This is a genomic window from Photorhabdus khanii NC19 (assembly GCF_000517265.1).
GTDB classification, from domain to species: domain Bacteria; phylum Pseudomonadota; class Gammaproteobacteria; order Enterobacterales; family Enterobacteriaceae; genus Photorhabdus; species Photorhabdus khanii.
Genome location: NZ_AYSJ01000002.1, coordinates 717,322 through 742,813, shown reverse-complemented (window position 1 = coordinate 742,813; position 25,492 = coordinate 717,322). Strand labels below are relative to the sequence as shown.

Below are 25,492 nucleotides of genomic sequence, written 5' to 3'. Positions count from 1 at the left end.
GCATTGAGGAATTAAAGTCCAGTGATAAAATAACCCCCACTTTTATTACTTTAAATCACCAATAACGTTCATTGAAAAGTGAAACGTAATTAAGGCAATCCCCAATGAGTAAAATTAAAACCCGTTTTGCACCAAGTCCAACTGGCTATCTCCATGTTGGCGGTGCACGTACCGCACTTTATTCCTGGTTATATAGCCGCCATAACAAAGGCGAATTTGTATTGCGTATCGAAGATACTGACCTTGAACGCTCAACTCAGGAAGCCATTGATGCCATTATGGACGGTATGAACTGGTTAAATCTGAATTGGGATGAAGGTCCTTATTATCAGACTAAACGTTTTGATCGCTATAACCAGGCTATTGATCAAATGCTGGAACAAGGGACTGCTTATCATTGCTATTGTTCTAAAGCACGTCTGGAAGAATTGCGTGAAACTCAGATGGCGAATGGCGAGAAGCCTCGTTATAACGGCCATTGCCGTGATAATCAATGTCAGCATAATCCAGATCAACCCCATGTCGTCCGTTTCCGCAATCCACAAGAAGGTTCTGTTATTTTTAATGATAGTATCCGTGGCCCAATTGAATTCAGTAATCAGGAACTTGATGATCTGATTATCCGCCGTACCGATGGTTCTCCAACCTATAACTTCTGTGTTGTCATTGATGACTGGGATATGGAAATCACCCATGTCATTCGCGGTGAAGACCATATCAATAATACACCACGTCAAATTAATATTCTGAAAGCACTGGGTGCTCCAGTTCCAGAATATGCACACGTTTCGATGATCCTGGGTGATGATGGTAAAAAACTGTCTAAACGTCACGGGGCAGTGAGTGTTATGCAATACCGCGATGATGGCTATCTGCCGGAAGCTTTGCTGAATTATCTGGTTCGTCTGGGTTGGTCACACGGTGATCAGGAAATTTTCAGTATTGAAGAGATGACTGAATTCTTCAGCCTGGATGCTATCAATAAATCTGCCAGTGCATTCAATACGGAAAAACTACAATGGCTGAACCATCACTATATTAATACCCTGCCCCCAGAGAAAGTTGCCGTTCATTTGGCATGGCACATTGAGCAGCAAGGCATTGATACCCGTAATGGGCCACAATTAGTTGATCTGATTAAATTGCTGGGTGAACGCTGCAAGACCCTGAAAGAAATGGCCGAGTCCTGCCGCTACTTCTATGAAGATTTTGCTGAGTTTGATGCAGATGCGGCGAAGAAACATTTGCGTCCAGTTGCCCGTCAACCTCTTGAAGTTGTTGGTACAAAACTGGCGGCAGTTACTGACTGGACACCTGAAAATGTTCATCATGCTATTCAATCTACAGCTGATGAGCTGGAAGTTGGTATGGGTAAAGTCGGTATGCCACTGCGTGTGGCTGCTACTGGAGCAGGCCAATCTCCAGGTGTGGATGTGACTATTCATGCTATCGGGCAAACCCGTACTCTGGCCCGTATTAATCAGGCTCTGGAATTTATTGTTCAACGTGAAACTCAGCAGTAATTAATGCAACAAAGGCATCACCGATTCAGTGTGGTGCCTTCTATTTTCAAAAAAATCTCATTTAATTAATACAACCTTGTCACTTCCTTAAACGCGTTCTATCTCATTTCAACCCGTTGTTCAGCCTTTATTTTGTCGTCCCACCACAAAAGTGATGACTTTTTCAACGCTTGCTCTGAGAATGATAAGTTAGCCGTTGACAGTATTTGCAGGGTTTCATATTATGCGCCCCGTTCCATTAATTTTGATTGGGGCTATAGCTCAGCTGGGAGAGCGCTTGCATGGCATGCAAGAGGTCAGCGGTTCGATCCCGCTTAGCTCCACCAAATACTTATTACCAGAATAAAGTATTTGGCACTAAAATTAGAAAGACCACACTCGTGGGGCTATAGCTCAGCTGGGAGAGCGCTTGCATGGCATGCAAGAGGTCAGCGGTTCGATCCCGCTTAGCTCCACCAAAATTATCAGGGCCTGAAAGCCACGCTTTCAGGCCCTTTTATTTATCCATCTTAATAACCACCTTTTTGCATAAAAAAACTATCCTTGCTAATTCTTCTTCAATGGTTTTACCAATGAATCCAATCCTTCTATTTTTATTGCTAAAGTCATCTCCATCAGGACGCCTAATTTACCTTGTGGAAATTCGCCTTTACGAGCGAACCACAATAAATACTCTTCTGGTAAGTCAATCAGCATACGCCCCTTGTATTTACCGAATGGCATAACAGTATTAGCAATTTCTATCAGATTTTCTTTTTCCATAATTTACATTGATTAAAAAAGATAACTCCAGTTTACGGGGTAAGGGAAATATATGCGAAAGGAAAGAAGAAATCTGCATCATCCATGATGCAATATTCCACTATAACACTTTATCTTTTTACAGCACCAAACCTGCAATAGCCGCAGACAAGAAGCTGACAAGGGTTGAACCAAACAGTAGCTTCAAGCCAAAGCGGGAAACGACGTTACCCTGGTTTTCATTCAAGCCCTTAATTGCTCCGGCAACAATTCCAATTGAAGAGAAATTAGCAAAAGAAACCAGGAATACCGACAAAATACCCTGTGAACGCGGAGAAAATTCTGTCGCAATTGATTGCAAGCTATGCATCGCAACAAATTCGTTAGAAACCAATTTGGTTGCCATGATGCTACCAACCCGCAACGCTTCATCAGCAGGAATTCCAATTATCCAAGCAAATGGATAGAACACATACCCTAGCATCTCTTGGAAGCTCATATCAAAAATCATGCTAAACAGCGCGTTAATAGCGGCAATCAGGGCAATGAAACCAATCAACATGGCGGCAACAATCAGTGCGACTTTAAAACCAGCCAGAATATATTCACCCAACATTTCGAAGAAACTTTGACCTTCGTGAAGATTGCTCATCTGAATATCTTCTTCGCTGTCAACAGAATACGGATTAATCAATGACAGGATGATAAAGGTACTGAACATATTGAGCACCAATGCCGCCACAACATATTTAGGCACCAAAATGGTCATGTAAGCACCAACGATTGACATGGAAACCGTTGACATTGCAGTTGCAGCCATCGTGTACATTCGACGCTCAGACATTTTTCCCAGCACATCTTTATAAGCGATAAAGTTTTCAGACTGACCCAGTATCAGAGAACTTACTGCATTGAATGATTCCAATTTCCCCATGCCGTTGACCTTAGACAACAGAGTACCAATCACACGGATGACGATTGGCAATACTTTGATATGCTGCAAAATACCAATCAGTGCGGAAATAAAGATAATCGGACACAATACATTCAGAAAGAAGAATGCCAGTTTTGCACCCATCATGCCGCCAAAAATGAATTCCGTCCCTTCACCCGCAAATTTCAGTAAATGCTCAAACAAACCCGCAAATCCCATGACAAATTCCTGACCAATACCTGAATTCAAGAAAAACCACGCAAGGACAAGTTCAATAACAAGCAACTGAATAATATAACGAGGACGAATACCTTTACGGTTACTGCTCGCCAAAATAGCAAGGCCGCCAATAACAATCAGAGCTAAAAGGAAATGCAGGATTTGAGACATATCACACTCCAAACACAACAGAAAGCTAGTTTATAAAATGCATTCTATGTAATAAAAGGCGATTAATAGGATAGATATTACATTAGATTGAAATAATTCTTACTCTAAATTTTTATTTAGTGAGATTAATCACATTTTCAGCTGAATCGTATAATGTCAGATGCGAAAATACATTATCAAATATCACCGATTATTGAGAAAACCTCTCAATAATCAGTAGACAGAATACAAACAAAAAGTTATTCACCCAATAAACGGATCATTTCTTCTTCATCAATCACTGGAATATTTAACTCATTAGCTTTAGCCAATTTCGAACCGGCTGCTTCACCAGCAATCACCAAATCTGTTTTCTTAGAAACGCTGCCAGTCACTTTTGCCCCAAGTGCAACAAGTTTATCTTTGGCTTCATCTCGGGATAACTGATGCAATGAGCCAGTAAGCACAATTGTTTTACCTGCGAATGGGCTGTCAACCTTCTCAGCCTTTGTTACGACAATTAGTTCCCAGTTGATACCGGTATTATCAATCAGGTCATCGATAACTTTTTGATTATGAGGTTCATTGAAGAAGTTAACCACGTGTTTTGCCACTACTTCACCAACATCCTGGACCTCTTTCAGAGCTTCTTCATCAGCGGCACGTAATTTATCCAGGCAGCCAAAGTGAGCGGCCAAATTAGCGGCGGTCGCTTCCCCAACTTCACGGATACCCAACGCATAGAGGAAACGAGCAAATGTGGTTTTTTTCGCTTTTTCCAACGCATCTACCACATTTTGCGCAGATTTCGGCCCCATACGATCAAGCCCGGTCAATTTACCCGCAGTAAGCCTGAAAAGATCCGCCGGGGTTTCGACATACTCTTTATCCACCAGTTGATCGATAATCTTTTCTCCCATACCGTCAACATCCATCGCCCGCCGGGAAACAAAGTGTCTCAGTGCTTCTTTACGTTGAGCGCCACAGACCAAACCACCAGTACAACGGGCTACAGCCTCCCCTTCAATCCGCTCGACATCCGCCCCACATACCGGACAATGTTCAGGAAAAACAACTTCATCACTGTCCTGTGGCCTTCTGTCCTCCACAACACCCACGACCTTTGGAATAACATCACCAGCACGGCGGATAATAACAGTATCGCCAATACGCAAACCTAAACGTTCAATCTCATCCGCATTGTGCAATGTCGCATTACTCACAGTCACACCCGAGACCTGCACCGGCTCCAAACGTGCTACCGGTGTGATAGCACCAGTACGGCCGACCTGAAATTCGACATCACGGACAATCGTCATTTGCTCCTGAGCAGGAAATTTGAATGCTGTTGCCCAGCGTGGCGCACGGGCGACAAAACCTAACGTTTTCTGTAATTCCAGCGAATTCACTTTGATAACAACACCATCAATATCAAACCCCAATATTGAACGCTGGTTTTCAATATCGTGGTAAAAATCAATAACCTGTTGACTATCAGTACAAACTTTAATTTTATCGCTGACCGGCAATCCCCATTGCTTAAACTGTATCAATCGCTCGTAGTGACTGATCGGTAATTCCCCTCCTTCCAATACACCAACACCATAACAGAAGAACGCCAATGGCCGTTTAGCCGTAATACGAGGATCGAGCTGACGCAGAGAGCCAGCCGCTGCATTACGAGGATTAGCAAATACTTTTGCGCCGGTGCGGCGTGCTTCCTCATTCAGCTTCTCAAATCCTTTTTGGGGTATAAAAACTTCACCACGAATTTCAACACGGGTTGGAATATTATCTCCGGTCAGGCGCAGTGGAATTGCGTAGATAGTCCGTACATTTGATGTAATGTTTTCCCCTGTTGTACCATCACCACGGGTCGCCGCCTGTACCAGTTCACCATTTTCATACAACAGACTAACAGCCAGACCATCCAGTTTCAGCTCACAACACACCACTAAATCCTGATTATCTTTCAGGCGGTCACGCACTCGCTTATCAAACGCCAAATAACTCTCTTCATCAAATACGTTATCCAGTGATAGCATTGGAATTTCATGGCGGACTTGTTCAAAAGCAGCCAGAGGAGCAGCGCCAACCCGCTGTGTCGGTGAATCAGATGTAATCAGCTCCGGGTATTGTTCCTCAAGAGCCTTTAATTCCTGCATTAACCGATCATATTCTGCATCAGAGATCTCTGGTGCATCCATGACGTGATACAGATATTCATGATGACGCAGTGTTATTCTGAGATTTTCTATTTGTTGAGCAGTTGATTTCATGACTTATAACCAGCGATAAAAAGCCCCCGGCTGGCGGAGGCTTGAACATTCGATAAGTTGATTATACCTGAACATCAAGTGTGCTGCGAATGCGTGCTTTATACAATTCGATTTTTTGCGGTGTCAGCATCTTACGCTCATCATCAAGCACCACTCCCCCAACATCAGAAGCAATGCGCTGAGCCGCCTGCAACATCAGCTTAAAATTCTGATTAGCTTCTCCGTAAGAAGGTACCATCATAAACATGGAAACCCCTGGAGTGGTAAAATCAGCCATTGTTTCAGGGTTAAATGAACCCGGTTTCACCATATTGGCAAGGCTGAATAACACCGGACCGCTGCCTGATGGATTCAGATGACGGTGGAAAATCTGCATTTCTCCAAATTGGAAGCCAGATTGCAGGATACTTTGCAGCAAGAGCTCACCATTCAATGCCTGACCGTGATGTGCTGCCACATGAAGAACCAAAACGATTTCTTTTGCTGCTTTGGCCTGCACTTCCTGCTCACCATCCCCCTCTTTTGCCATATCCTGAGACTTTTCTTCCGTCTGAGGTCTATTTTTCTCAGGCTCATCCCGTCCTTCAGATTCAAACAGGCCAAGCTGAGGCTCCTGCTCTTCTATTTCTGTTACTGCTTTTCGGGTTGTAGTCTCAGGCTGATGCCCAGTCAGCAACGGATCATTGCTTTCTTCAGACGTAGCAACATCCATTTCAGTCAACTTTGGCTGACGGCGCTCAATAACCGGCTCAGCTTTATATTCCTGATGAGGTTTTACCTGCTCATGGGTGTAAGGCTTTTGTTGATTGTCAAACGCTTCATCATCACTGTCATCGACGAAACTCTCTTGACGATCATGTTTATGACGTTTAACTGGGCGATCACGAAAAAGCGAAGAACGCTCTTTACGGCTGGTCCACAACCCATGTAACAGCAAAGCTATTATTGCTATCGCACCAACAATGATTAATATCAGACGCAAATCCTGCATCATTGCTATCTCTGTTGTTTAATTAATATGCCACCACGGCGGAACATTTTCTGTATTAACTGTATTTGTCAAATAACACAAGTGCAAGCTTATACACACTTTTCTTATCATAAATATGCCTGATAAGCATTTTTTGCTTTTTTTTTATACAGAACAAGACTAGTCAGTCGAAAATCCTACCTATATGATAGCGTTTCAATCATACAGGAGAGAATAGGAAGTATGCTTAATTTGACAAAATCACCAAAAAATTTGAGCGGCTTTCAGTATTTGGTGCAAGGTTGCAGATTAATTACTCGACCAGGTATTAAAAGATTTGTTCTATTGCCTTTATTGGCAAATATTTTGTTACTTGGTGGTTCATTTTGGTGGCTCTACCAACAACTGGAAAACTGGATCCCCTCGATACTGAACAAAGTACCGGATTGGATGCAATGGCTCAGTTACATTCTATGGCCACTGGCAGTGATGTCTGTTTTGCTGATTTTTACTTATTTATTCAGCACGATAGCGAACTTCATAGCAGCTCCGTTCAATGGATTACTGGCGGAAAAACTGGAAGCTGATTTAACGGGAACCTCTGCGCCGGATACCGGAGTTATGGAACTGGTAAAAGATGTTCCACGCATTCTGAAACGAGAATTGGTAAAACTGCTCTACTATATTCCACGCGCCCTGGTTTTACTGCTTCTCTATTTTATTCCTGTTATCGGGCAAACTGTCGCACCTGTGCTCTGGTTTATTTTCAGTGCCTGGATGCTGTCGATTCAATACTGTGATTATCCATTTGATAACCATAAAGTCAGTTTTCCAACAATGCGTAGTGCCCTTCGTCAAAACAAAATGAATAATCTGCAATTTGGTGCATTAGTGAGTATTTTGACAATGATACCTATTGTCAATTTGGTGATTATGCCTATCGCAGTATGCGCGGCTACTGCAATGTGGGTAGATCGCTATCGGGATCAACACGGGTTGCGTATTATAAAATAAATGCAGTCAAATGTTATTCTTTAAGACGATAAGAATATATTCAAACTATATTTCCATAACCTGATTGTTGGCGTATCGTTGACCAGATATCACTAAAGGGAGTTGAAAGACGAGTATGAGTAAAATTTATGAAGACAATTCTTTAACGATTGGTCGTACCCCGTTAATTCGCTTAAAACACTTTGGCAATGGACGTATTCTGGCGAAAGTAGAGTCCCGTAACCCAAGCTTTAGTGTAAAATGCCGTATTGGTTCTAACATGATTTGGGATGCTGAAAAACGCGGTATCCTACAGCCAGGAAAAGAGTTGGTAGAACCAACCAGTGGTAATACCGGGATTGCGCTTGCTTACGTTGCAGCATCCCGTGGCTATAAATTAACGCTGACTATGCCAGAAACGATGAGTATTGAGCGTCGCAAGCTGCTGAAGGTACTGGGAGCAAATCTAGTGCTAACTGAAGGCGCTAAAGGGATGAAAGGAGCCATTGAGAAAGCCAATGAGATTCAGGCCAGTGACCCCGATCGCTATATTATCCTGCAACAGTTCAGCAATCCGGCAAACCCGGAAATCCACGAAAAAACCACTGGTCCGGAAATCTGGGAAGATACCGATGGTGAAGTAGACGCATTTGTTACCGGCGTAGGTACTGGCGGCACACTAACAGGCGTTACCCGCTACCTGAAAAACACCAAAGGTAAAAACATCACTGCGGTTGCAGTAGAACCCGAAGACTCGCCGGTAATCAGCCAGACTCTGGCCGGTGAAGAAGTGAAGCCCGGCCCACATAAGATTCAAGGCATTGGTGCCGGTTTTATTCCAGATAACCTTGATCTGAAACTGGTTGATCGCGTATTCAAAATCAGTAATGACGAGGCAATTAGAACCGCTCGTGAAATCATGATAAAAGAAGGCATTCTGGCGGGTATCTCCTCCGGTGCTACCGTTGCAGCCGCAGTAAAACTCTCTCAGGAACCGGAGTATAAAGATAAAAATATCGTCGTCATTCTGGCTTCATCAGGTGAACGCTATCTGAGCAGCGCATTGTTTACTGACTTATCTGATGAATAAAAGTATTTAAGTAACTTACTTAGTTTTATTGATAAAAAAGCACCTAAATGGTGCTTTTTCTGTGTAGTAGATCAAACTTTTACACTTTACTAGATGATTTCTTACAATGGGTTTAGTATTTAACCAATAATAATTATTTCGATGCTCGAAATTAATTAACAGAAGTAGTAGTTTCAGTTAAGTAGTCCTGTGATCTATCTTTACTTCAAACTATCAATCAGAAGCATCGAAAAGAATAATTTTTTTGATAATCGATAAAATCTTTTATTACATTATCAATCTTATAGTCTATCCCAGTAGACGCAATTGATGCAGGCCGTTCTTGTGAAAGAATAGTGAACACGAACAGCGCGCATAGTCCGGAGCGTACGCATAGTAACGTATAGTACGTAAGGAGTGATTCGTTTCTCTCCTCCTTCGGACAAAACTAAAGGGCGTTCAAAAGCTATTTATCGCTTTTGTCAAAACATTGCCGGGCTCGCACTTTAGGCAAATAAAATCGCCCTATTGGGATAGGCAGTTAATGAATACTCAAGTTAAGATTTGTTTACTACAATTTTTTAACTTACATAGCAAAAATCTAAGTTATTGAGGAAACGTCATGTTCCAGCAAGAAGTCACTATTACTGCGCCAAATGGCCTACACACCCGTCCCGCTGCACAGTTTGTTAAAGAAGCAAAAAGTTTCTCCTCCGACATTACACTGACTTCCGGTGGCAAAACGGCCAGTGCGAAAAGCTTGTTTAAGCTACAAACGTTAGGACTCACTCAAGGCACTGTTGTGACCATCTCTGCTGAAGGCGAAGATGAGCAAAAAGCGATTGAACATCTGGTTAAATTGATGGCAGAACTGGAATAATCTTCCATTGACCACAACGCCAGTCAAGATTCAGAGATTGTGAATAAACTGATATTCACTTAGCCGTTCCTCATCCCCGGATAAAGTTTTATCCGGGGATGTCAGTTTAAATGCATTTCCTAAAACAGCAAACCATCTGCGGGCTGGCTCTTTAAAGAATAATTATTAGTAGTTAGGTAACATCATGATTTCAGGCATATTAGTATCACCAGGCATCGCTTTCGGTAAAGCATTATTACTGAAAGAAGACCCAATTATTATCAATCAGAAAAAAATCAGTCAAGAACAAGTCGAACAGGAAATTTCCCATTTCAAACAAGGTCGTGAAAAAGCCTCATCTCAGTTAGAAATCATCAAAAATATAGCGGCAAAAAACCTCGGCGAAGAAAAAGCGGAAATCTTCGAAGGGCATATCATGCTGTTGGAAGATGAAGAACTTGAGCAAGAAATTATTTCGTTAATCAAAAACGATTTCAAAGCCGCAGATGCTGCGGTTTATTCCGTGATTGAAACTCAGGCCCAAGCCCTTGAAGAGCTGGATGACGAATACCTGAAAGAACGTGCCACAGACGTACGTGATATCGGTAAACGCTTGTTGAAAAACATTCTGGGTATGCCGATTGTCGATCTTGGCTCGATTTCAGAAGAAGTTATTTTGGTCGCCAATGATTTAACCCCATCTGAAACTGCGCAACTCAATCTGGAAAAAGTTCTTGGTTTCATTACTGATTTAGGTGGCCGTACCTCCCATACCTCAATCATGGCCCGTTCTCTTGAACTTCCAGCGATCGTCGGTACCATCAATTCGACAGCAGCAATCCAAAATGGTGATTACCTGATCCTGGACGCGGTAAATAACCATATTTATATCAATCCATCTGATACAAAAATTGAACAGCTAAAAAAAGCCAAAAACGAATATCTGGCAGAAAAAGCTGAACTTGCGAAACTGAAAGATCTGCCTGCAATAACTCTTGATGGTCATCAGGTTGAAGTCTGTGCCAATATCGGTACCGTCCGTGATGTTACTGGTGCTGAGCGCAATGGTGCCGAAGGTGTCGGTTTATACCGTACAGAATTTCTATTTATGGATCGTGACGCGCTGCCAACAGAGGAAGAACAATTCCAAGCTTATAAAGCCGTTGCCGAAGCAATGGGCAGCCAAGCGGTTATTATACGTACGATGGATATCGGCGGTGATAAAAATCTGCCCTATATGAATCTACCGAAAGAAGAGAATCCATTCCTTGGTTGGCGTGCAATTCGTATTTGCCTTGATCGAAAAGAGATCTTACATTCTCAGTTACGTGCTATTTTACGTGCGTCTGCTTTCGGTAAATTACGTATTATGTTTCCAATGATTATTTCTGTAGAAGAAGTACTACAGCTGAAAGCAGAACTTGAATTGCTGAAAGGTCAACTTCGTGAAGAAAGTAAAAAATTCGATGAAGCAATTGAAGTGGGTGTGATGGTGGAAACACCCGCTTCAGCAGTCATTGCCCGTCACCTGGCAAAAGAAGTTGATTTTTTCAGTATTGGGACAAACGATCTAACTCAGTATACTCTTGCTGTAGACCGCGGTAACGAATTGATTTCTCATCTTTATAACCCGATGCTACCAGCAGTATTGAGCCTGATTAAGCAAACCATTGACGCTTCACACGCTGAAGGTAAATGGACGGGGATGTGTGGCGAGCTTGCAGGTGATGAACGTGCTACACTGTTGTTATTAGGTATGGGGCTGGATGAGTTTAGTATGAGTGCGATTTCTATTCCCCGCATCAAGAAAATCATTCGTAATACGCGTTACGAAGATGCAAAAGCGCTGGCTGAGCAAGCCCTTACTCAGTCTACCGCTCAGGGGTTGATAGAATTGGTTGATACATTTATCAAAGAAAAAACACTTTGCTAACAATATCGGTTAAAACGCGGTCCAGTATAAACAATTAGGAGAAGATTCATGGGTCTGTTTGATAAACTGAAATCTCTAGTTTCAGATGATAAAAAAAACAGCGGCACTATTGAAATAGTCGCACCGTTATCTGGTGAGATTGTCAATATTGAAGATGTTCCAGATGTTGTTTTCGCCGAGAAAATTGTCGGCGATGGTATCGCTATAAAACCTGCCGGCAGTAAGATAGTTGCACCAGTTGATGGGACGATCGGTAAAATATTTGAAACCAACCATGCGTTTTCTATCGAATCGGACAACGGCATTGAGCTATTTGTCCACTTTGGTATTGATACGGTTGAGCTTAAAGGAGAAGGTTTTAAGCGCATCGCTGAAGAAGGTCAGCGTGTACAGAAAGGTGATTTAGTTTTGGAGTTTGATCTTAAACTCCTTGAAGAAAGAGCGAAATCAACCCTGACACCTGTTGTTATTTCCAACATGGATGAAATTAAAGAATTGTCCAAACTGAGTGGTTCTGTCACTGTTGGTGAAACACCCATTATGCGTATTAAAAAGTAGCCATAATTTTCATGGTGTCTACAAGCCAAATCCCCCTTTATTACAGACCGCTAACAGCCCTATGGGCTGTTAGCTATCCATCTCCCCTAATCCTAAAAATTCGCTTCACTCTCAATGAGAATTTAGGTAGGAGAATTCCGCAGTTTTGTTAAATACGCCAGTAGAAAGATATCTGTCACCCCGGTCACAAATAATCGCAACAATGACAGAACCCGGACTCTGTGCCGCAACCTTTAATGCACCGGCAACAGCGCCGCCAGAACTGACTCCACAAAAAATTCCTTCTTTGTGAGCTAACAAACGCATAGTCTCTTCAGCTTCTTCCTGCGTTATATCCAACACTTGATCCACCAGCTCTTGTCGAAAAATGCCGGGCAAATAAGCCGGCGACCAACGGCGAATACCGGGAATATGGCTGTTCTCTGCTGGTTGTAAACCAATCACCTGAACACGGTTATCCTGGCTTTTTAAATAGCGGCTGACACCCGTAATTGTCCCCGTGGTTCCCATACTGGAAACGAAATGCGTAATACGTCCTTGTGTTTGCTGCCAAATTTCCGGCCCTGTAGTAGTAAAGTGAGCTAAGGGGTTATCTGGGTTATTGAATTGATCAAGAACTTTACCTTCACCATTACGCTCCATTTGTTGAGCTAAATCACGTGCGCCTTCCATGCCCACGTTTTTACTCACCAAAATAAGCTCCGCACCATAAGCGCGCATAGAAGCCTGACGTTCAAGGCTCATATTATCAGGCATCAGTAATTTAAGGTGATAACCTTTTACTGCCGCAATCATTGCCAACGCAATACCTGTATTTCCGCTGGTGGCTTCAATCAATACGTCACCTGGAAAAATTTCACCCCGCAATTCAGACTGCTGAATCATTGACAGCGCTGTCCTGTCTTTTATTGAGCCTGCCGGATTATTACCTTCAAGTTTTACCCATATTTCCACACCCAGCTTATCGGTCATTCGTTGTAGTTTTACCAGCGGAGTGTTGCCTATAAAATGTTCCAAGCTTGTCACAGCTATTACCTATTTTTATTTAATAGAACAGCGAAATAACCATATTCAGAAATATATCGCAAGACTTTAAATAAAAAATGCCCATCTCCAGACGGTAAGGAGATGAGCAAATTGGTACCAACCAAAATTTAAATCATTGTCAGGCTGTCTGGGCTAAACTAAGGGTTTGCAATTGCTTATCACCCGCATATAAACGGGCTTCAGTACCACCAATAAAATAACGGCTGCCTCTTATCGGTACTGACGTTTCATCGAACCAAACAATAGCAACCGGCTCCTGATGCCAGCCCAGAGGCTGGACGGAAAGCTGCCAGAAATGCCCGCGAGGACTGACCTCAGTCACCTGTACAGGCAGTGGACTAGATGGTGTAGGTTGCGAATTTATCATGACTTCCCATGGGCGCAGGAATACATCAACCTTCCCCTGATGAATTGGTGTCACCTTAAGAGGCAGATGCTGCCCGCCAATCAAAAGCTGGGATCCCTTAATCTCACCACGAAGATGGTTAACCTCACCAAGAAATTCCATCACAAAACGGCTGGCCGGATAACGCCATACCTCTTGTGGCGTACCTACCTGTTCAATATTCCCCTGGCTCATAACAACAACCCGATCAGCCACTTCCATAGCTTCTTCCTGATCATGAGTCACAAAGACACTGGTAAATTTCAGTTCTTCATGCAGCCTGCGTAACCAGCGGCGTAGTTCCATCCTTACCTGAGCATCCAGTGCACCAAATGGCTCATCCAGTAACAGAATTTGTGGTTCAACAGCCAACGCCCTCGCCAGCGCTACCCGCTGTTTTTGTCCACCCGAAAGCTGTGATGGATAGCGTTCAGCAAGATGTGTCAATTGCACCATTTCCAACAATTCCATAACTTTACGGCGAATAGCCGCTGTATCAGGACGCCTACGCCGTGGCAACACGGTCAATCCGAAAGCAACGTTATCGAATACGGTCATATGCCGGAATAACGCATAATGCTGAAAGACAAATCCAACCTGACGATCTTTAGCATGCATACGACTCACATCCTGCCCGTGGAAACTCAGCTTCCCCGCAGTCTGTTGTTCCAGACCAGCAATAATCCTTAACAAGGTTGTTTTACCGGAGCCTGACGGGCCAAGCAAAGCGACCATTTCTCCGGAAAAAATATTCAGAGTGATATCGCTCAGAACCTGAGTCCGACCAAAATATTTACTGATATTGTTAATTTCAATACTCATATTGTGCTCCCACCTTAACTATGCTGGCGACTTAACCGCCACTGCAAAGCACTTTTAACAACCAATGTGATAATTGCCATCAATGCCAGCAATGCCGCCGCAGTAAATGCCCCTACGGTGTTGTAATCTTGATGCAATAATTCAACCTGCAACGGCAATGTATAAGTTTCACCACGAATCGCACCGGATACCACTGACACAGCACCAAATTCACCAATTGCCCGGGCATTGGTCAAAACCACACCATATAATAACGCCCAGCGGATATTGGGTAATGTCACCCGCCAAAACATTTTCCAACCAGATGCCCCCAACAATATTGCCGCTTCATCTTCCTGGCTTCCCTGACTAAGCATCATCGGCACCAGTTCCCGAACAACAAACGGGCAAGTCACAAACACTGTGACCAATACCATGCCCGGCCAGGAAAACATCAGTTGAATATCATAGGGTTCCAGCAAACTTCCTGCCCAACCATTCGAACCATAAAACAGCAGATAGAGCAAACCCGCCACGACCGGCGACACAGCAAACGGGATATCGATCAACGTCAGCAAACATTGCCGTCCAGGAAACTGAAAACGCGTCACCAACCAGGCAATCATCACGCCAAAGATCAGGTTTACCGGAACGGTGATCAATGCAATCAGTAGCGTTAACCAAATAGCATGCAGCATGTCAGGATCTAACAGATTCTGCGTGACTACCCCAACCCCTTTAGAAAAGGCGGTCATAAATATCCACACAATGGGGATCACTAACAGCAAGACTGAAAACAGGACTCCTATCGTGATAAGCCCCCATTTTCCCCAATTTACAGGCGGTCGTTGTGCAATAGAAAATTGAGACAGTTCAGCCATTAATGCCCTCCAATCCGCTTACCAAAACGGCTTTGCAGAGTATTAATGCTAAACAGTAATATCAGGGATACCGCCAATATAACCGATGCAATGGCACTGGCAGCCGGATAATCAAACTCCTGCAAGCGGATGAAAATCATCAGCGATACCACTTCTGTCTGCCATGCGATGTTACCTGCAATAAAGATCACTGCACCAAACTCCCCTAGGCTGCGGGTAAAAGAGAGTGCGGCGCCGGCAATTAAAGCCGGAGATAATTCCGGCATGATTACACGCCAGAAAGTTTGCCAGCGGCTGGCACCTAATGTCTGAGCCGCTTCCTCATACTCCGGCCCCAACTCTTCAAGTACCGGCTGAATAGTTCGCACCACAAATGGCAGACTGGTAAACGCCATCGCCACCGCAATACCGAGCCAGGTATTCACCACTTTCACATCAAAGTACCCAAGAAGCGAACCATACCAACCTGTAGCAGAGAACAGCGTTGCTAGTGTCAACCCAGCTACCGCAGTAGGCAACGCAAAAGGGAGATCCATCAAGCCATCCAGTAAGCTACGGCCTGGGAAACGATAACGGGTTAAGACCCATGCCATCAGCATACCAAACACCGCATTGAACAAACTGGCAACCGCTGCCGCCAGCAATGTCACTTTGTAAGCCGCCACGACCTGGGGATTAGCAATAACCTGCCAATACTGTTCCCAGGTCATACTGGAAAGCTGCACAACCAATGCACTCAGGGGCAATAATAAAATCAAGCAGGTATAGAACAAACTGCTACCTAAACTCAGCCCAAAGCCAGGCAAGACTCGCTTACTGGATACCGCAAACATTACTTATGCCCTTCCGCCAGCAATTGATCCAGTGTGCCGCCAGTATTGAAGTGAGTTTTCATCACTTGTGGCCAACCACCAAACTGATCTTCCAGCCGGAATAATTTCGTTTCTGGAAAACGCGCTTTTTGCTGATCCATCACTTTTTTATCGCTGACACGATAATTAAAGCCAGTGATGATCTGCTGTGCCTGTGGACTATAGAGATAATTCAGATAAGCTTTCGCCGCTTCCTCAGTGCCGTTTCTCACAATATTCTTATCAACCCAGGCAACAGGGAATTCCGCCAGAATACCTATTGACGGGACAATCACTTCATATTTGTCGTCACCATATTGTTTACGGATGTTGCTTACTTCAGATTCAAAACTTATTAGCACATCACCCAAACCACGTTCAATAAATGAAGTCGTTGCACCGCGACCTCCGGTATCAAACACGGTGACATTTTTCAGGAAACGTTTCATCCATTCACGGGTTTTACCCTGATCCCCGTCATTTTCCTGTTGAATCGCTCCCCAGGCAGCCAGATAGGTGTAACGGCCATTACCGGAAGTTTTAGGGTTTGGGAAGACTAATTTGACATCTTTACGTACTAAGTCATGCCAGTTACGAATATTTTTGGGATTACCTTTACGCACCAGAAATGCCATGGTGGAATAGTAAGGTGAGCTGCTATTTGGCAGACGACTCTGCCAATCAGCAGGTATCAGATCGCCACGATCATGCAAAATTTGCACATCCGTCACCTGATTGTAAGTCACCACATCAGCCCGCAATCCCTGAAGAATTGCCAGCGCTTGTTTGGAGGAGCCTGAATGAGATTGTTTGATTATCAATTTGTCCTGTGGATGCTGCTCATTCCACTGTTTTTCAAATTCAGGATTAAGGGCAGAAAATAGCTCACGCGCAACGTCATAAGAGCTGTTTAACAACTCTACAGCAAAGGCATTACTGCTGCCCAATAAAGTTACTGCTACCAGTCCGTTTAGTATTTTATTGTTTACTGAATACTTTTTCATTTCTCACCTTATCCGTTATTTCATCAAATAACGCTCCGGTGACTAATGTATCCAGTTTATTTATAACAGGGTAGATAACTATCGCTGTTTAATATACCGAATTGCAATTAGAAAGTATGAAACGCAATAAGCTGGCAGGAGTAATAAGATTTTTAATTGAAAAATGCGGACCGGCTATGGCTCCGCAATAAACACATCAAATTCACCAAACTGACTCAGTTTGTGCTTTCACTCAGAAACGGCTTTTCACCGTTTCCAAACGATACGTTCCACTTTCCAGTTTTTCAAAGCATCATCAGAAGGAATCAAACCTTCCGGGCCATTCCAGTTGCCTGTAAACAGATAACTGACATTCTTGCTCTGCGGAGATACGCAGATAACTGCCCTCTTCTCTGTTTCACTTACCGCATTTCGGCAAGCATCAAATGCCCGGTTATACAGCGCCGAGAATGGTGTACCAATCTTTGTCCCCCAGACGGTTTCAATATCTTTATCCAACACATCGATACGGCTGACTTTTCCATCTGCCTGACCAAAAAGTTCTATTTTCAGTTGATCACCCTCCATCGCTTGAAATACCGTCATTAACTGACCATTTTTCGTTTCCATACCGCTGCGTAAGTGGTACTTCCCATCTAACCCTTTATCTATCGCGTCCTTATTCATTGCTGTCAGACTATTTATTTCCCCAACCCCTTGAGCTGAGATTTTTAACGAACTACCAAACCAGCTAAAAGGCGACAAACTCGACCATGAAAAACCCGATGAGCCCGCACAACCGGTCAGTAACAATGAACAACCTATTGTGGCAAAACGTAATCCTGACAAAATGTTAGCTAAAGAAAACTCCTGCATAACTGGCTCCTTTTGATTAAATACAGAGATGGCTACTGAGACATCACACCACGATTGTTAGTTTCAGAGAACAGTTTAAATTATTAACCATGAGTGAATATCACATTGATTAAATATCCCTTGGCTGTATACTGTTTTTCTAAAAATAAGTCACCATAATGAGATCAATATGATGAAAAAAACACTTGCAACCGTTGCCCTGATTACTTTATTCAGTGCACCATTAACAGCTCAAACCACACATATGCAATCTGGCGGTTTTTCTGGTCCAAATGCTACCCAGCACCAAACCCAGACAGCACCACAAGGTGGTTTTATCGATAACAATGTAAGAATTTCGACCACTGAACAAGTTAAAAATATGTGGGATGACAGTTGGGTCGTGCTAGAGGGAAATATCGAATCCCGTATTCGTGGTGATCACTTCATACTCCGTGATAACACAGGCGTTATTGAAGTCGAAATTGATCATAAATACTGGAATGGCCAAACAATAACACCTCAGGATAAAGTCCGCCTTGAAGGTGAAGTCGATAAAGAGTGGAGTTCCGTGACAGTTGATGTGAAAAAAGTAACTAAATTGAATTAATGATTTTTGGCTGAATGAGATTCATTCAGCCACATTTCTACTTAATATTCCTGATCAATAATCAGACGCTTGCTGAAAATAACACTCTCCTGATGGCAATCTTCGTATTCCAACTTTTCGCACATATAAAGAGTGGCATCATTATCCTCAGGCACAATAAAAATTATTTTCGGACAACCACGGGCAATCAGCTTCTTTTCCAACCGTGAAATTAATGCATTCGCAATTCCCCGTCCCCGGAATTCAGGATGAACCCCCAAATAATAAGCCGAACCACGGTGACCATCATAACCACCCATAACAGTCCCAACCACTTCACCCGCCACTTCCGCGACTAAAAACAGGTCAGGATCATGGGTCAGCTTACGCTCAATATCCATTTCAGGATCAACACCAGGATTAAGTAAATCGCAGCGCTCCCATAAGGTGATCACTGCTTCAAAATCATCTTGTCGAAATACCCGAATTTCCATTCCTAACCAACCTGTTTTTATTGAAATAACCATTTCACATTATCTTCGCTTTAGCAGCGGAATCAATACGAAAATGTGTTCTCTATCACCAATAGGTATAATATAGCAATCACTGCATTATTGAGAAAAGAATCATGAATACACCAAACATCAATAAAATTAAATCTTTTTTCCTTTCATTACAGAATGAAATTTGCCAACAACTGGAACAGACAGATGGCAAAGGGAAATTTATTGAACAATGCTGGCAACGGAAAGATGGCGGTGGTGGCCGCAGCCGAATTATGAAAGAAGGTGCGATATTCGAACAAGCCGGCGCTAATTTTTCCCATGTATCAGGCACCATGCTTCCCTCATCAGCAACAGCCCATCGCCCTGAATTGGCCGGCCGTAATTATCAAGCCATGGGGGTCTCTCTGGTTATTCATCCTTTAAATCCCTATATCCCAACCAGCCATGCTAATGTCCGGTTTTTTATTGCGGAAAAAGAAGGTGAAGCGCCAGTATGGTGGTTCGGTGGAGGTTTTGATTTAACACCTTATTATGGTTTTGAGGAAGACGCTATTCACTGGCACACTACCGCCAAAAATATATGTCAACCATATGGAGAAAATCTCTACCAAAAATATAAAAAATGGTGTGATGAGTATTTCTATATTAAACATCGTAATGAAGCTCGTGGAATTGGCGGCTTATTTTATGATGATTTAAATACTCCTGATTTTGAACATTGTTTTCACTTTACTCAGGATATAGGTAAAGGTTTTATTTCTGCTTATCTGCCTATTGTTGAAAAAAGGAAAAACATATTATGGAGTGAACGTGAACGGCAATTTCAATTATATCGCCGTGGTCGTTATGTTGAATTTAACCTGGTTTGGGACAGGGGAACCCTATTTGGATTACAAAGTGGCGGGCGAACAGAGTCTATCTTAATGTCCATGCCACCATTAGCACGCTGGGAATATGACTATCACCCTGAACCAGGATCTGCGGAAGCTGCTTTATATACTGACTTTTTGCCAGTAAAAAATTGGATATGATTTTTTATCATGTTAGGAATATTATAAACAATTATTCCTAACTATTTATATTTTTAATACGACCAATACAGAAATCCCTCGCACAAATGACACAACAATTTATTAACAATCCTTTAACATAAAAGAAGCATGTTGGCCCTGATGACTATCCGATGGAAACGTGTTTAATATGAAAATGTACCTAAAGAGTACATCTAATTAATAACTAATAATTTATTCCAGGAGATATTTTATGCAAATACAAAACAATAACTACAAAGGTTTAATACCACCGTACATTCTTCAAAATATTTATAAGAATAACAGTGAAAGTGAAAGAGATAACGTATTAATGACATTAAATCATACCCAGAGTTTAATGTTGGATAGTGTTATTAAAACATCAGACTCTATTGATAATACTGATGATAAAGTTGTTAGCGATACTCTACATCGTAGTATTTACGATGCAAAAAATGGAACCAAATTACCTGGAACTTTAGTACGAGATGAAGGTGACCCAGATAATGGCGACGTAGCCGTTGATAACGCATATAAATATCTGGAAGCAACTTACAATTTCTACAAAGAAGTTTTTAATCGCAATTCATTAGATGATAAAGGAATGAAATTGATTGCCACCGTGCATTACGGCAAAGAATACATGAATGCGTATTGGGGTAGAGGACAAATGGTGTTTGGTGATGGTGACGGTAAGGTTTTCAATAATTTCACCACATCTATCGATGTAATTGGCCATGAATTATCTCATGGTGTTATCGAAAAAACAGCAGATTTGATCTATTTCTTCCAGTCCGGCGCATTGAATGAATCAATTGCCGATGTCTTTGGCTCGCTGGTAAGGCAACATTATCTAAAACAGAAAGCTGATGAAGCAAGCTGGGTTGTAGGGGAAGAATTACTGGCTAAAGGTATTAAAGGTGTAGGGATTCGTTCAATGAAAGAACCCGGAAAGGCATATGATGATCCTCTTCTTGGTAAAGATCCTCAACCTGGTCATATGGATGATTTTAAAGACTATCCGATTTATAGAGATAATGGTGGTGTTCATGTTAACTCAGGTATTCCTAATAAAGCGTTTTATAATCTCGCGATAAAATTAGGCGGATATGCCTGGGAAAAAGCAGGAAAGATATGGTACAACACATTGCTGGATAAAGATCTTGCACGCGATACTACCTTCTTATCCTTCGCCAAGTTAACAGTTAAACATGCTCGTGATTTATTTGATGAGGATGTTGAAAAAGCCACTATAGACAGTTGGCAAGAAGTGGGCATTAAAGTGGAAGTGAAGGACGAAGATAAAGGAAAAGACAAGGGAAAAGATGAAGGAAAAGATAAGGAAGAAACTAAAGTGTAATCTATAAACATATCGCTGGTTTAATACCAGCGATATTCTATTATTTGTAATACTTAACCTGGCAACCCCTATTAATAAAAAAAGATAGCTAATGAAAGATGCTGAAATTGTTAACGCCGAATTTCACGCTATACTGTAGAAACCTGAAAAATAACCGTGTAAACCTGGTATATCATGAACAATAAAATCACCGAATCCATAACTGATAGTAAGATCACAATTTCCCTGCAAGGAGGATTTGCTGCTACACCTGGTCTTAGCCAAGATAAAACAGTGAATTTAAAATCACTGTCTTCCCACCAGAAACAACTATTTGTTCAGGCTATAGAGCGGAATTTTTCTGATTCTATGTCACCATCACCATACCCTGACCAACATTATTATCTGCTCTGCATCATCACGGGAAATGAAGAATATCACTTCACATTTCCAGAATTAGACGCGCCAGAAATAATTACTCAAATATGGGATGCCAGCAAAAAGGGTGGTTAATCACCACCCCCTTTCTTTATTAGAATTAACGCTTTTTCAAATGAGACATCAGACGCTTACGTTTACGCATCTGATTTGGCGTCAAAGTATTACGTTTATCAGCAAAGGGGTTGGTCCCTTCTTTAAACTGAATCCGGATGGGTGTCCCCATCACTTTCAAGGACCGACGGAAATAGTTCATCAGATAACGCTTATAAGCATCAGGCAAATCAGCGACCTGATTACCGTGGATCACAACAATAGGTGGGTTATAGCCACCAGCATGTGCATATTTCATTTTTACCCTGCGCCCGCGGATCATCGGCGGTTGATGATCTTCTTCAGCCATACGCATGATACGAGTTAACAGTGCAGTATTTACCCGACGAGTCGCGCAGTCATAAGCCTCAAGAATCGAGTCAAACAGGTTACCCACGCCACTGCCATGTAAAGCAGAGATAAAATGCACTCTGGCAAAGTCAACAAAACCAAGACGATAATCAAGCATTTCTTTCACTTGCTCTTTATCTTCCTGTGACATGCCATCCCATTTATTGACCGCAATAACCAATGAGCGCCCACTATTAAGAATAAAGCCCAATAGCGACAAATCCTGATCGGAAATGCCTTCACGAGCATCGATCACCAGTAATACAACGTTAGCATCTTCAATTGCCTGAAGGGTTTTGATGACTGAGAATTTTTCAACCGTCTCAGTAACCTTACCCCGCTTACGCACACCCGCAGTATCAATCAGGATATATTCGCGGCCATCACGCTCCATAGGAATATAAATACTGTCACGGGTAGTACCCGGCATGTCATAAACCACAACTCTTTTTTCACCTAAGATACGGTTCGTCAAGGTAGATTTACCGACGTTCGGCCTGCCGACAATGGCTAATTTTAATGGCAGAGTTAGTGGATCAAAATCATCTTCCTCTTCTTCCGCCATTTCAACTTCATTCTGTTCCTGCGCAGCCCAATAAGCTGCGTTGGCTTCTTCCTCAGTCAGCTCAACCTCTTCTTCTTCGCCTTTACCGGAGAAAGGCAGCAATGCCCGTTCAATAAGTTGGGTGACACCACGACCATGAGAAGCAGCGATGGAATATATATCACCCAATCCGAGCGAATAAAATTCAGCTACGGATGTATCAATATCAATACCATCGATTTTATTCGCCACCAAAAAAGTGGCTTTTTCGCGACTGCGCAGGTGTTTTGCTATAGCGTGGTCTGCCGGCATCAGCCCGGCACGGGCATCTACCATAAACAGAACAATATCGGCTTCTTCAATTGCCATCAAAGATTGTGCCGCCATATGAGTTTCAACACCATCTTCTGTACCATCAATACCACCGGTATCAATGATGATAAATTCCTGTCCTTCGACTTCGGCCCGACCATATTTGCGATCGCGGGTCAGACCTGGAAAATCCGCTACCAGCGCATCTCTTGTACGGGTTAAACGGTTAAATAACGTGGACTTACCCACATTTGGGCGCCCTACCAGAGCGACGACAGGTGTCATTTGTTAATGCCTCATGACTAAATTTGAAATCAGTATTTTGCTACTCATCGTTAGCTGCAACAAAACACTAAAAAGACGAAACGGCCCCTGTTCTTTTCAGGAGCCGTAGGATTATAACAACTCTTTACTCTCTATTTCCGGTAAACAGACAGTAAGAAATACTCAACGGGTAAACAGGTAAACTGTACCGTCTTTCGCCTGTACCATCAGCTTATCACCGGCAACAACCGGACGGCTCATTAAGCCGGAGCTATCAACTTTATGTTGAGCAACAAACTTACCATCATCCATATTCAGCCAATGCAAATAGCCTTCACTATCACCAACAACCAGATAGCCATTATACATTTCAGGTGCCGTCAAATTGCGGTGTTGTAATTTTGTCTGAGTCCACAGCGTTACACCATCACTTTGACGCAGACTCATAACTCGATCGTTTTGATCAACAATGTAAATACGATCACCGGAAACAACCATCTCGTTCACTGAACCCAAATCGCGTTTCCAGAGGATCTGGCCTGAACGCATGTCAAGCGCCACCAGATTACCGTTATAGGCTATCGCATAGATTACGCCTTCAGAAATAACCGGTGTTGTATCAACATCATTAAGACGACCGATTTCTGTCGAACTGGTTACCTGAGAAATACGTTGCTGCCAAATCAGTTGCCCCTGAGAAATCAGCACTGCGTTGACACGACCATTATCGCCCCCCACGATCGCGGCACCGTAAGCCACAGCCGGAGCTGATTCACCACGCAACGATAATGATGGGGTATCCATATTAACGGACCACTGTGCTTTTCCATCTGACTCATTCAATGCCTGCAACATGCCGTTGCTGGTATGAATCAATACCAGGCCATCACTCACTACCGGACGCGACAACGCTTCTCCAGCAACTTCAGATTCCCAGGTAATCTGGCCGTCTTCGGTATTTAGCGCGATGACTTTGGCACGTTCAGTGCCAACATATAAATGATTCCCAGCAACGGTCAGGCCGCCAGAAAGCAACGCAGGGATACGGGAAGAGAGAAGACCGGCTTTTTCAGCTAGATTTACCGACCATATCTCTTTGCCGCTATCAATGTCCAGCGCCTTAACGATGCCATGACGATCAGCGACATAGACGACAGAACCCTGCCAGGTTGGTGTCAAGTGAGAGTAATAATGACCAACACCATCACCTACAGATTTATCCCAGATAACACTTGGGCTAAATTGATTCTCAACCTGTGGCAACGGTGACATCGTTACTGTGTCCTGCTCACTTGAACAACCCGCTAACAGAACAGAAGCCACCAGACCAACCAAGAGTGTTTTACGCAACTGCATTGAAAGGATCCCCTTAGCTGGATAAATTATTCAATTTAAGATTTAACATCGATTTGATCGCCTGCGGTGAATCTGATCCCAGACCTTTGGTATAAGCTGCACGGGCACCCGCAATATCACCTTTTTTCAACAGCGCATCGCCGCGGATATCCTCTGCCACAGCAACCCAACCGGAACCTTTCACCTGTTCCAGTGTTTTCAATGCAGCATCCGCCTTATCTTCCGCCAATTGAACCCTGGCTAAACGAATATTAGCCAGAGCCTGCAAATCTTCATTTTTTGTCTGACTAACAGCCGCAGATAAAAATTGATCCGCTCTGGCTAGCTCATTCTTTTCAACAGCCAGTTGAGCCAAATGCATATGAGCCATCACGCCATAACTATTGTTAGTTTCAGCAGCAAACTTCTCAGCGGCGGCATGATTCTCTTTTGCACCGGAAATTAATCCATGATTTACCTGTTCAAAAGCTTCCGCACTGCCCTGCAATTGATTTGTCTGATGAGATTGCCAATAACGCCAGCCAATCAGCGCGCCAGCACCCAGTACCAGCCCGAAAACCAACGCTTTGCCATTATCGACAAAAAAGCGTCGGATCGCGTCAACTTGTTCGTTTTCATTGGTATAGACTTCCACGGAG

24 protein-coding genes and 2 tRNA genes are annotated in these 25,492 nt (G+C 43.0%); 12 read left to right on the top strand and 14 right to left on the bottom strand.

Translation table 11 applies throughout. The annotated features are described in order from the left end of the window. Nucleotides 1–104: 104 nt before the first annotated feature. From gltX to PTE_RS03365, 3 genes are all read left to right on the top strand, one after another. Complete coding sequence (gene gltX / locus PTE_RS03375) at nt 105–1,523, top strand: glutamate--tRNA ligase (protein ID WP_036843189.1); 1,419 nt, start codon at nt 105–107, stop codon at nt 1,521–1,523. Between the two features lie 250 nt (nt 1,524–1,773). Continuing rightward, nucleotides 1,774–1,849 (top strand) — tRNA-Ala (locus PTE_RS03370). 56 nt (nt 1,850–1,905) lie between these two features. Further along, nucleotides 1,906–1,981 (top strand) — tRNA-Ala (locus PTE_RS03365). 88 nt (nt 1,982–2,069) lie between these two features. Here PTE_RS03365 and PTE_RS03360 read toward each other — a convergent pair. The 4 genes from PTE_RS03360 to zipA form a co-directional block, all read right to left on the bottom strand. After that, complete coding sequence (locus tag PTE_RS03360; RefSeq protein ID WP_036843187.1) at nt 2,070–2,285, bottom strand: DUF3820 family protein; 216 nt, start codon at nt 2,283–2,285, stop codon at nt 2,070–2,072. Nucleotides 2,286–2,403: 118 nt separating this feature from the next. Continuing rightward, the gene (locus PTE_RS03355; RefSeq protein WP_036843186.1) at nt 2,404–3,588 is read right to left on the bottom strand and encodes a NupC/NupG family nucleoside CNT transporter; all 1,185 of its coding nucleotides are present in this window, start codon (nt 3,586–3,588) and stop codon (nt 2,404–2,406) included. A 239-nt stretch (nt 3,589–3,827) separates the two neighbouring features. Next, a complete protein-coding gene (gene ligA, locus PTE_RS03350; RefSeq protein WP_036843185.1) occupies nt 3,828–5,846 on the bottom strand; it encodes an NAD-dependent DNA ligase LigA in 2,019 nt (672 codons plus the stop codon). Between the two features lie 61 nt (nt 5,847–5,907). Then, entirely contained in the window at nt 5,908–6,840 is a 933-nt protein-coding gene (gene zipA / locus PTE_RS03345) for a cell division protein ZipA (RefSeq protein ID WP_036843184.1), read from the bottom strand. A gap of 219 nt (nt 6,841–7,059) precedes the next feature. On the opposite strand from zipA, the gene cysZ reads away from it, so the two are divergent. The 5 genes from cysZ to crr all read left to right on the top strand — a co-directional run bounded on the left by cysZ (nt 7,060) and on the right by crr (nt 12,228). Next, complete coding sequence (gene cysZ, locus PTE_RS03340; protein ID WP_036843182.1) at nt 7,060–7,830, top strand: sulfate transporter CysZ; 771 nt, start codon at nt 7,060–7,062, stop codon at nt 7,828–7,830. A 115-nt stretch (nt 7,831–7,945) separates the two neighbouring features. Then, a complete protein-coding gene (cysK, locus tag PTE_RS03335) occupies nt 7,946–8,899 on the top strand; it encodes a cysteine synthase A (protein ID WP_036843180.1) in 954 nt (317 codons plus the stop codon). A gap of 601 nt (nt 8,900–9,500) precedes the next feature. Then, complete coding sequence (gene ptsH, locus PTE_RS03330) at nt 9,501–9,758, top strand: phosphocarrier protein Hpr (RefSeq protein WP_021323875.1); 258 nt, start codon at nt 9,501–9,503, stop codon at nt 9,756–9,758. A gap of 184 nt (nt 9,759–9,942) precedes the next feature. Then, nucleotides 9,943–11,670: a phosphoenolpyruvate-protein phosphotransferase PtsI gene (gene ptsI, locus PTE_RS03325; protein ID WP_036843178.1), complete on the top strand. Its 1,728-nt coding sequence runs from the start codon at nt 9,943–9,945 to the stop codon at nt 11,668–11,670. A 48-nt stretch (nt 11,671–11,718) separates the two neighbouring features. Then, the gene (crr, locus tag PTE_RS03320; protein ID WP_036843177.1) at nt 11,719–12,228 is read left to right on the top strand and encodes a PTS glucose transporter subunit IIA; all 510 of its coding nucleotides are present in this window, start codon (nt 11,719–11,721) and stop codon (nt 12,226–12,228) included. A gap of 111 nt (nt 12,229–12,339) precedes the next feature. On the opposite strand, the gene cysM is transcribed toward crr, so the two are convergent. The 6 genes from cysM to PTE_RS03290 all read right to left on the bottom strand — a co-directional run bounded on the left by cysM (nt 12,340) and on the right by PTE_RS03290 (nt 18,052). After that, nucleotides 12,340–13,254 (bottom strand): cysteine synthase CysM, encoded by a 915-nt coding sequence (gene cysM, locus PTE_RS03315; RefSeq protein WP_036843175.1) that lies wholly within the window; start codon nt 13,252–13,254, stop codon nt 12,340–12,342. A 139-nt stretch (nt 13,255–13,393) separates the two neighbouring features. Further along, nucleotides 13,394–14,482, bottom strand: coding sequence for a sulfate/thiosulfate ABC transporter ATP-binding protein CysA (gene cysA, locus PTE_RS03310; RefSeq protein WP_036843174.1), 1,089 nt, complete (start codon nt 14,480–14,482; stop codon nt 13,394–13,396). Nucleotides 14,483–14,496: 14 nt separating this feature from the next. Then, entirely contained in the window at nt 14,497–15,342 is an 846-nt protein-coding gene (gene cysW, locus PTE_RS03305; protein WP_036843173.1) for a sulfate/thiosulfate ABC transporter permease CysW, read from the bottom strand. After that, complete coding sequence (gene cysT / locus PTE_RS03300; protein ID WP_036843172.1) at nt 15,342–16,175, bottom strand: sulfate/thiosulfate ABC transporter permease CysT; 834 nt, start codon at nt 16,173–16,175, stop codon at nt 15,342–15,344. Before cysT ends, cysW begins: the two co-directional genes overlap by 1 nt. Next, entirely contained in the window at nt 16,175–17,197 is a 1,023-nt protein-coding gene (locus tag PTE_RS03295) for a sulfate ABC transporter substrate-binding protein (RefSeq protein WP_036843171.1), read from the bottom strand. Before PTE_RS03295 ends, cysT begins: the two co-directional genes overlap by 1 nt. Nucleotides 17,198–17,443: 246 nt before the next feature. Further along, a complete protein-coding gene (locus PTE_RS03290; protein WP_036843170.1) occupies nt 17,444–18,052 on the bottom strand; it encodes an RpoE-regulated lipoprotein in 609 nt (202 codons plus the stop codon). Nucleotides 18,053–18,224: 172 nt separating this feature from the next. On the opposite strand from PTE_RS03290, the gene PTE_RS03285 reads away from it, so the two are divergent. Further along, nucleotides 18,225–18,641, top strand: coding sequence for a YgiW/YdeI family stress tolerance OB fold protein (locus PTE_RS03285; RefSeq protein WP_036843531.1), 417 nt, complete (start codon nt 18,225–18,227; stop codon nt 18,639–18,641). A gap of 41 nt (nt 18,642–18,682) precedes the next feature. Here the strand turns inward: PTE_RS03285 and PTE_RS03280 are convergent, their stop codons facing one another. Next, nucleotides 18,683–19,114 carry a GNAT family acetyltransferase gene (locus PTE_RS03280; protein ID WP_036843169.1) on the bottom strand — a complete coding sequence of 144 codons (432 nt, stop codon included), beginning with the start codon at nt 19,112–19,114 and terminating at the stop codon, nt 18,683–18,685. A gap of 134 nt (nt 19,115–19,248) precedes the next feature. Between PTE_RS03280 and hemF the strand changes: the two genes are divergently transcribed. From hemF to PTE_RS03265, 3 genes are all read left to right on the top strand, one after another. After that, on the top strand, nt 19,249–20,157 hold the full coding sequence (gene hemF, locus PTE_RS03275; protein ID WP_036843168.1) for an oxygen-dependent coproporphyrinogen oxidase: 909 nt from the start codon (nt 19,249–19,251) through the stop codon (nt 20,155–20,157). Between the two features lie 232 nt (nt 20,158–20,389). Beyond that, complete coding sequence (gene prtS / locus PTE_RS03270; protein ID WP_036843167.1) at nt 20,390–21,517, top strand: metalloprotease PrtS; 1,128 nt, start codon at nt 20,390–20,392, stop codon at nt 21,515–21,517. Between the two features lie 174 nt (nt 21,518–21,691). After that, a complete protein-coding gene (locus PTE_RS03265) occupies nt 21,692–22,009 on the top strand; it encodes a protealysin inhibitor emfourin (protein WP_036843166.1) in 318 nt (105 codons plus the stop codon). 25 nt (nt 22,010–22,034) lie between these two features. On the opposite strand, the gene der is transcribed toward PTE_RS03265, so the two are convergent. From der to PTE_RS03250, 3 genes are all read right to left on the bottom strand, one after another. Beyond that, on the bottom strand, nt 22,035–23,519 hold the full coding sequence (der, locus tag PTE_RS03260) for a ribosome biogenesis GTPase Der (protein WP_036843165.1): 1,485 nt from the start codon (nt 23,517–23,519) through the stop codon (nt 22,035–22,037). Between the two features lie 162 nt (nt 23,520–23,681). Beyond that, nucleotides 23,682–24,854, bottom strand: coding sequence for an outer membrane protein assembly factor BamB (gene bamB / locus PTE_RS03255; protein ID WP_036843164.1), 1,173 nt, complete (start codon nt 24,852–24,854; stop codon nt 23,682–23,684). A 13-nt stretch (nt 24,855–24,867) separates the two neighbouring features. Continuing rightward, the gene (locus PTE_RS03250; protein ID WP_036843162.1) at nt 24,868–25,488 is read right to left on the bottom strand and encodes a YfgM family protein; all 621 of its coding nucleotides are present in this window, start codon (nt 25,486–25,488) and stop codon (nt 24,868–24,870) included. Nucleotides 25,489–25,492 lie beyond the last annotated feature (4 nt).

Excerpts from the sequence above, each read along its gene's own strand:
- gltX (WP_036843189.1), top strand. The coding sequence starts at position 105 with ATGAGTAAAATTAAAACCCGTTTTGCACCAAGTCCAACTGGCTATCTC.
- PTE_RS03360 (WP_036843187.1), bottom strand. The coding sequence starts at position 2,285 with ATGGAAAAAGAAAATCTGATAGAAATTGCTAATACTGTTATGCCATTC.
- PTE_RS03355 (WP_036843186.1), bottom strand. The coding sequence starts at position 3,588 with ATGTCTCAAATCCTGCATTTCCTTTTAGCTCTGATTGTTATTGGCGGC.
- ligA (WP_036843185.1), bottom strand. The coding sequence starts at position 5,846 with ATGAAATCAACTGCTCAACAAATAGAAAATCTCAGAATAACACTGCGT.
- zipA (WP_036843184.1), bottom strand. The coding sequence starts at position 6,840 with ATGATGCAGGATTTGCGTCTGATATTAATCATTGTTGGTGCGATAGCA.
- cysZ (WP_036843182.1), top strand. The coding sequence starts at position 7,060 with ATGCTTAATTTGACAAAATCACCAAAAAATTTGAGCGGCTTTCAGTAT.
- cysK (WP_036843180.1), top strand. The coding sequence starts at position 7,946 with ATGAGTAAAATTTATGAAGACAATTCTTTAACGATTGGTCGTACCCCG.
- ptsH (WP_021323875.1), top strand. The coding sequence starts at position 9,501 with ATGTTCCAGCAAGAAGTCACTATTACTGCGCCAAATGGCCTACACACC.
- ptsI (WP_036843178.1), top strand. The coding sequence starts at position 9,943 with ATGATTTCAGGCATATTAGTATCACCAGGCATCGCTTTCGGTAAAGCA.
- crr (WP_036843177.1), top strand. The coding sequence starts at position 11,719 with ATGGGTCTGTTTGATAAACTGAAATCTCTAGTTTCAGATGATAAAAAA.
- cysA (WP_036843174.1), bottom strand. The coding sequence starts at position 14,482 with ATGAGTATTGAAATTAACAATATCAGTAAATATTTTGGTCGGACTCAG.
- cysW (WP_036843173.1), bottom strand. The coding sequence starts at position 15,342 with ATGGCTGAACTGTCTCAATTTTCTATTGCACAACGACCGCCTGTAAAT.
- cysT (WP_036843172.1), bottom strand. The coding sequence starts at position 16,175 with ATGTTTGCGGTATCCAGTAAGCGAGTCTTGCCTGGCTTTGGGCTGAGT.
- PTE_RS03295 (WP_036843171.1), bottom strand. The coding sequence starts at position 17,197 with ATGAAAAAGTATTCAGTAAACAATAAAATACTAAACGGACTGGTAGCA.
- PTE_RS03290 (WP_036843170.1), bottom strand. The coding sequence starts at position 18,052 with ATGCAGGAGTTTTCTTTAGCTAACATTTTGTCAGGATTACGTTTTGCC.
- PTE_RS03285 (WP_036843531.1), top strand. The coding sequence starts at position 18,225 with ATGAAAAAAACACTTGCAACCGTTGCCCTGATTACTTTATTCAGTGCA.
- PTE_RS03280 (WP_036843169.1), bottom strand. The coding sequence starts at position 19,114 with ATGGAAATTCGGGTATTTCGACAAGATGATTTTGAAGCAGTGATCACC.
- hemF (WP_036843168.1), top strand. The coding sequence starts at position 19,249 with ATGAATACACCAAACATCAATAAAATTAAATCTTTTTTCCTTTCATTA.
- prtS (WP_036843167.1), top strand. The coding sequence starts at position 20,390 with ATGCAAATACAAAACAATAACTACAAAGGTTTAATACCACCGTACATT.
- PTE_RS03265 (WP_036843166.1), top strand. The coding sequence starts at position 21,692 with ATGAACAATAAAATCACCGAATCCATAACTGATAGTAAGATCACAATT.
- der (WP_036843165.1), bottom strand. The coding sequence starts at position 23,519 with ATGACACCTGTCGTCGCTCTGGTAGGGCGCCCAAATGTGGGTAAGTCC.
- bamB (WP_036843164.1), bottom strand. The coding sequence starts at position 24,854 with ATGCAGTTGCGTAAAACACTCTTGGTTGGTCTGGTGGCTTCTGTTCTG.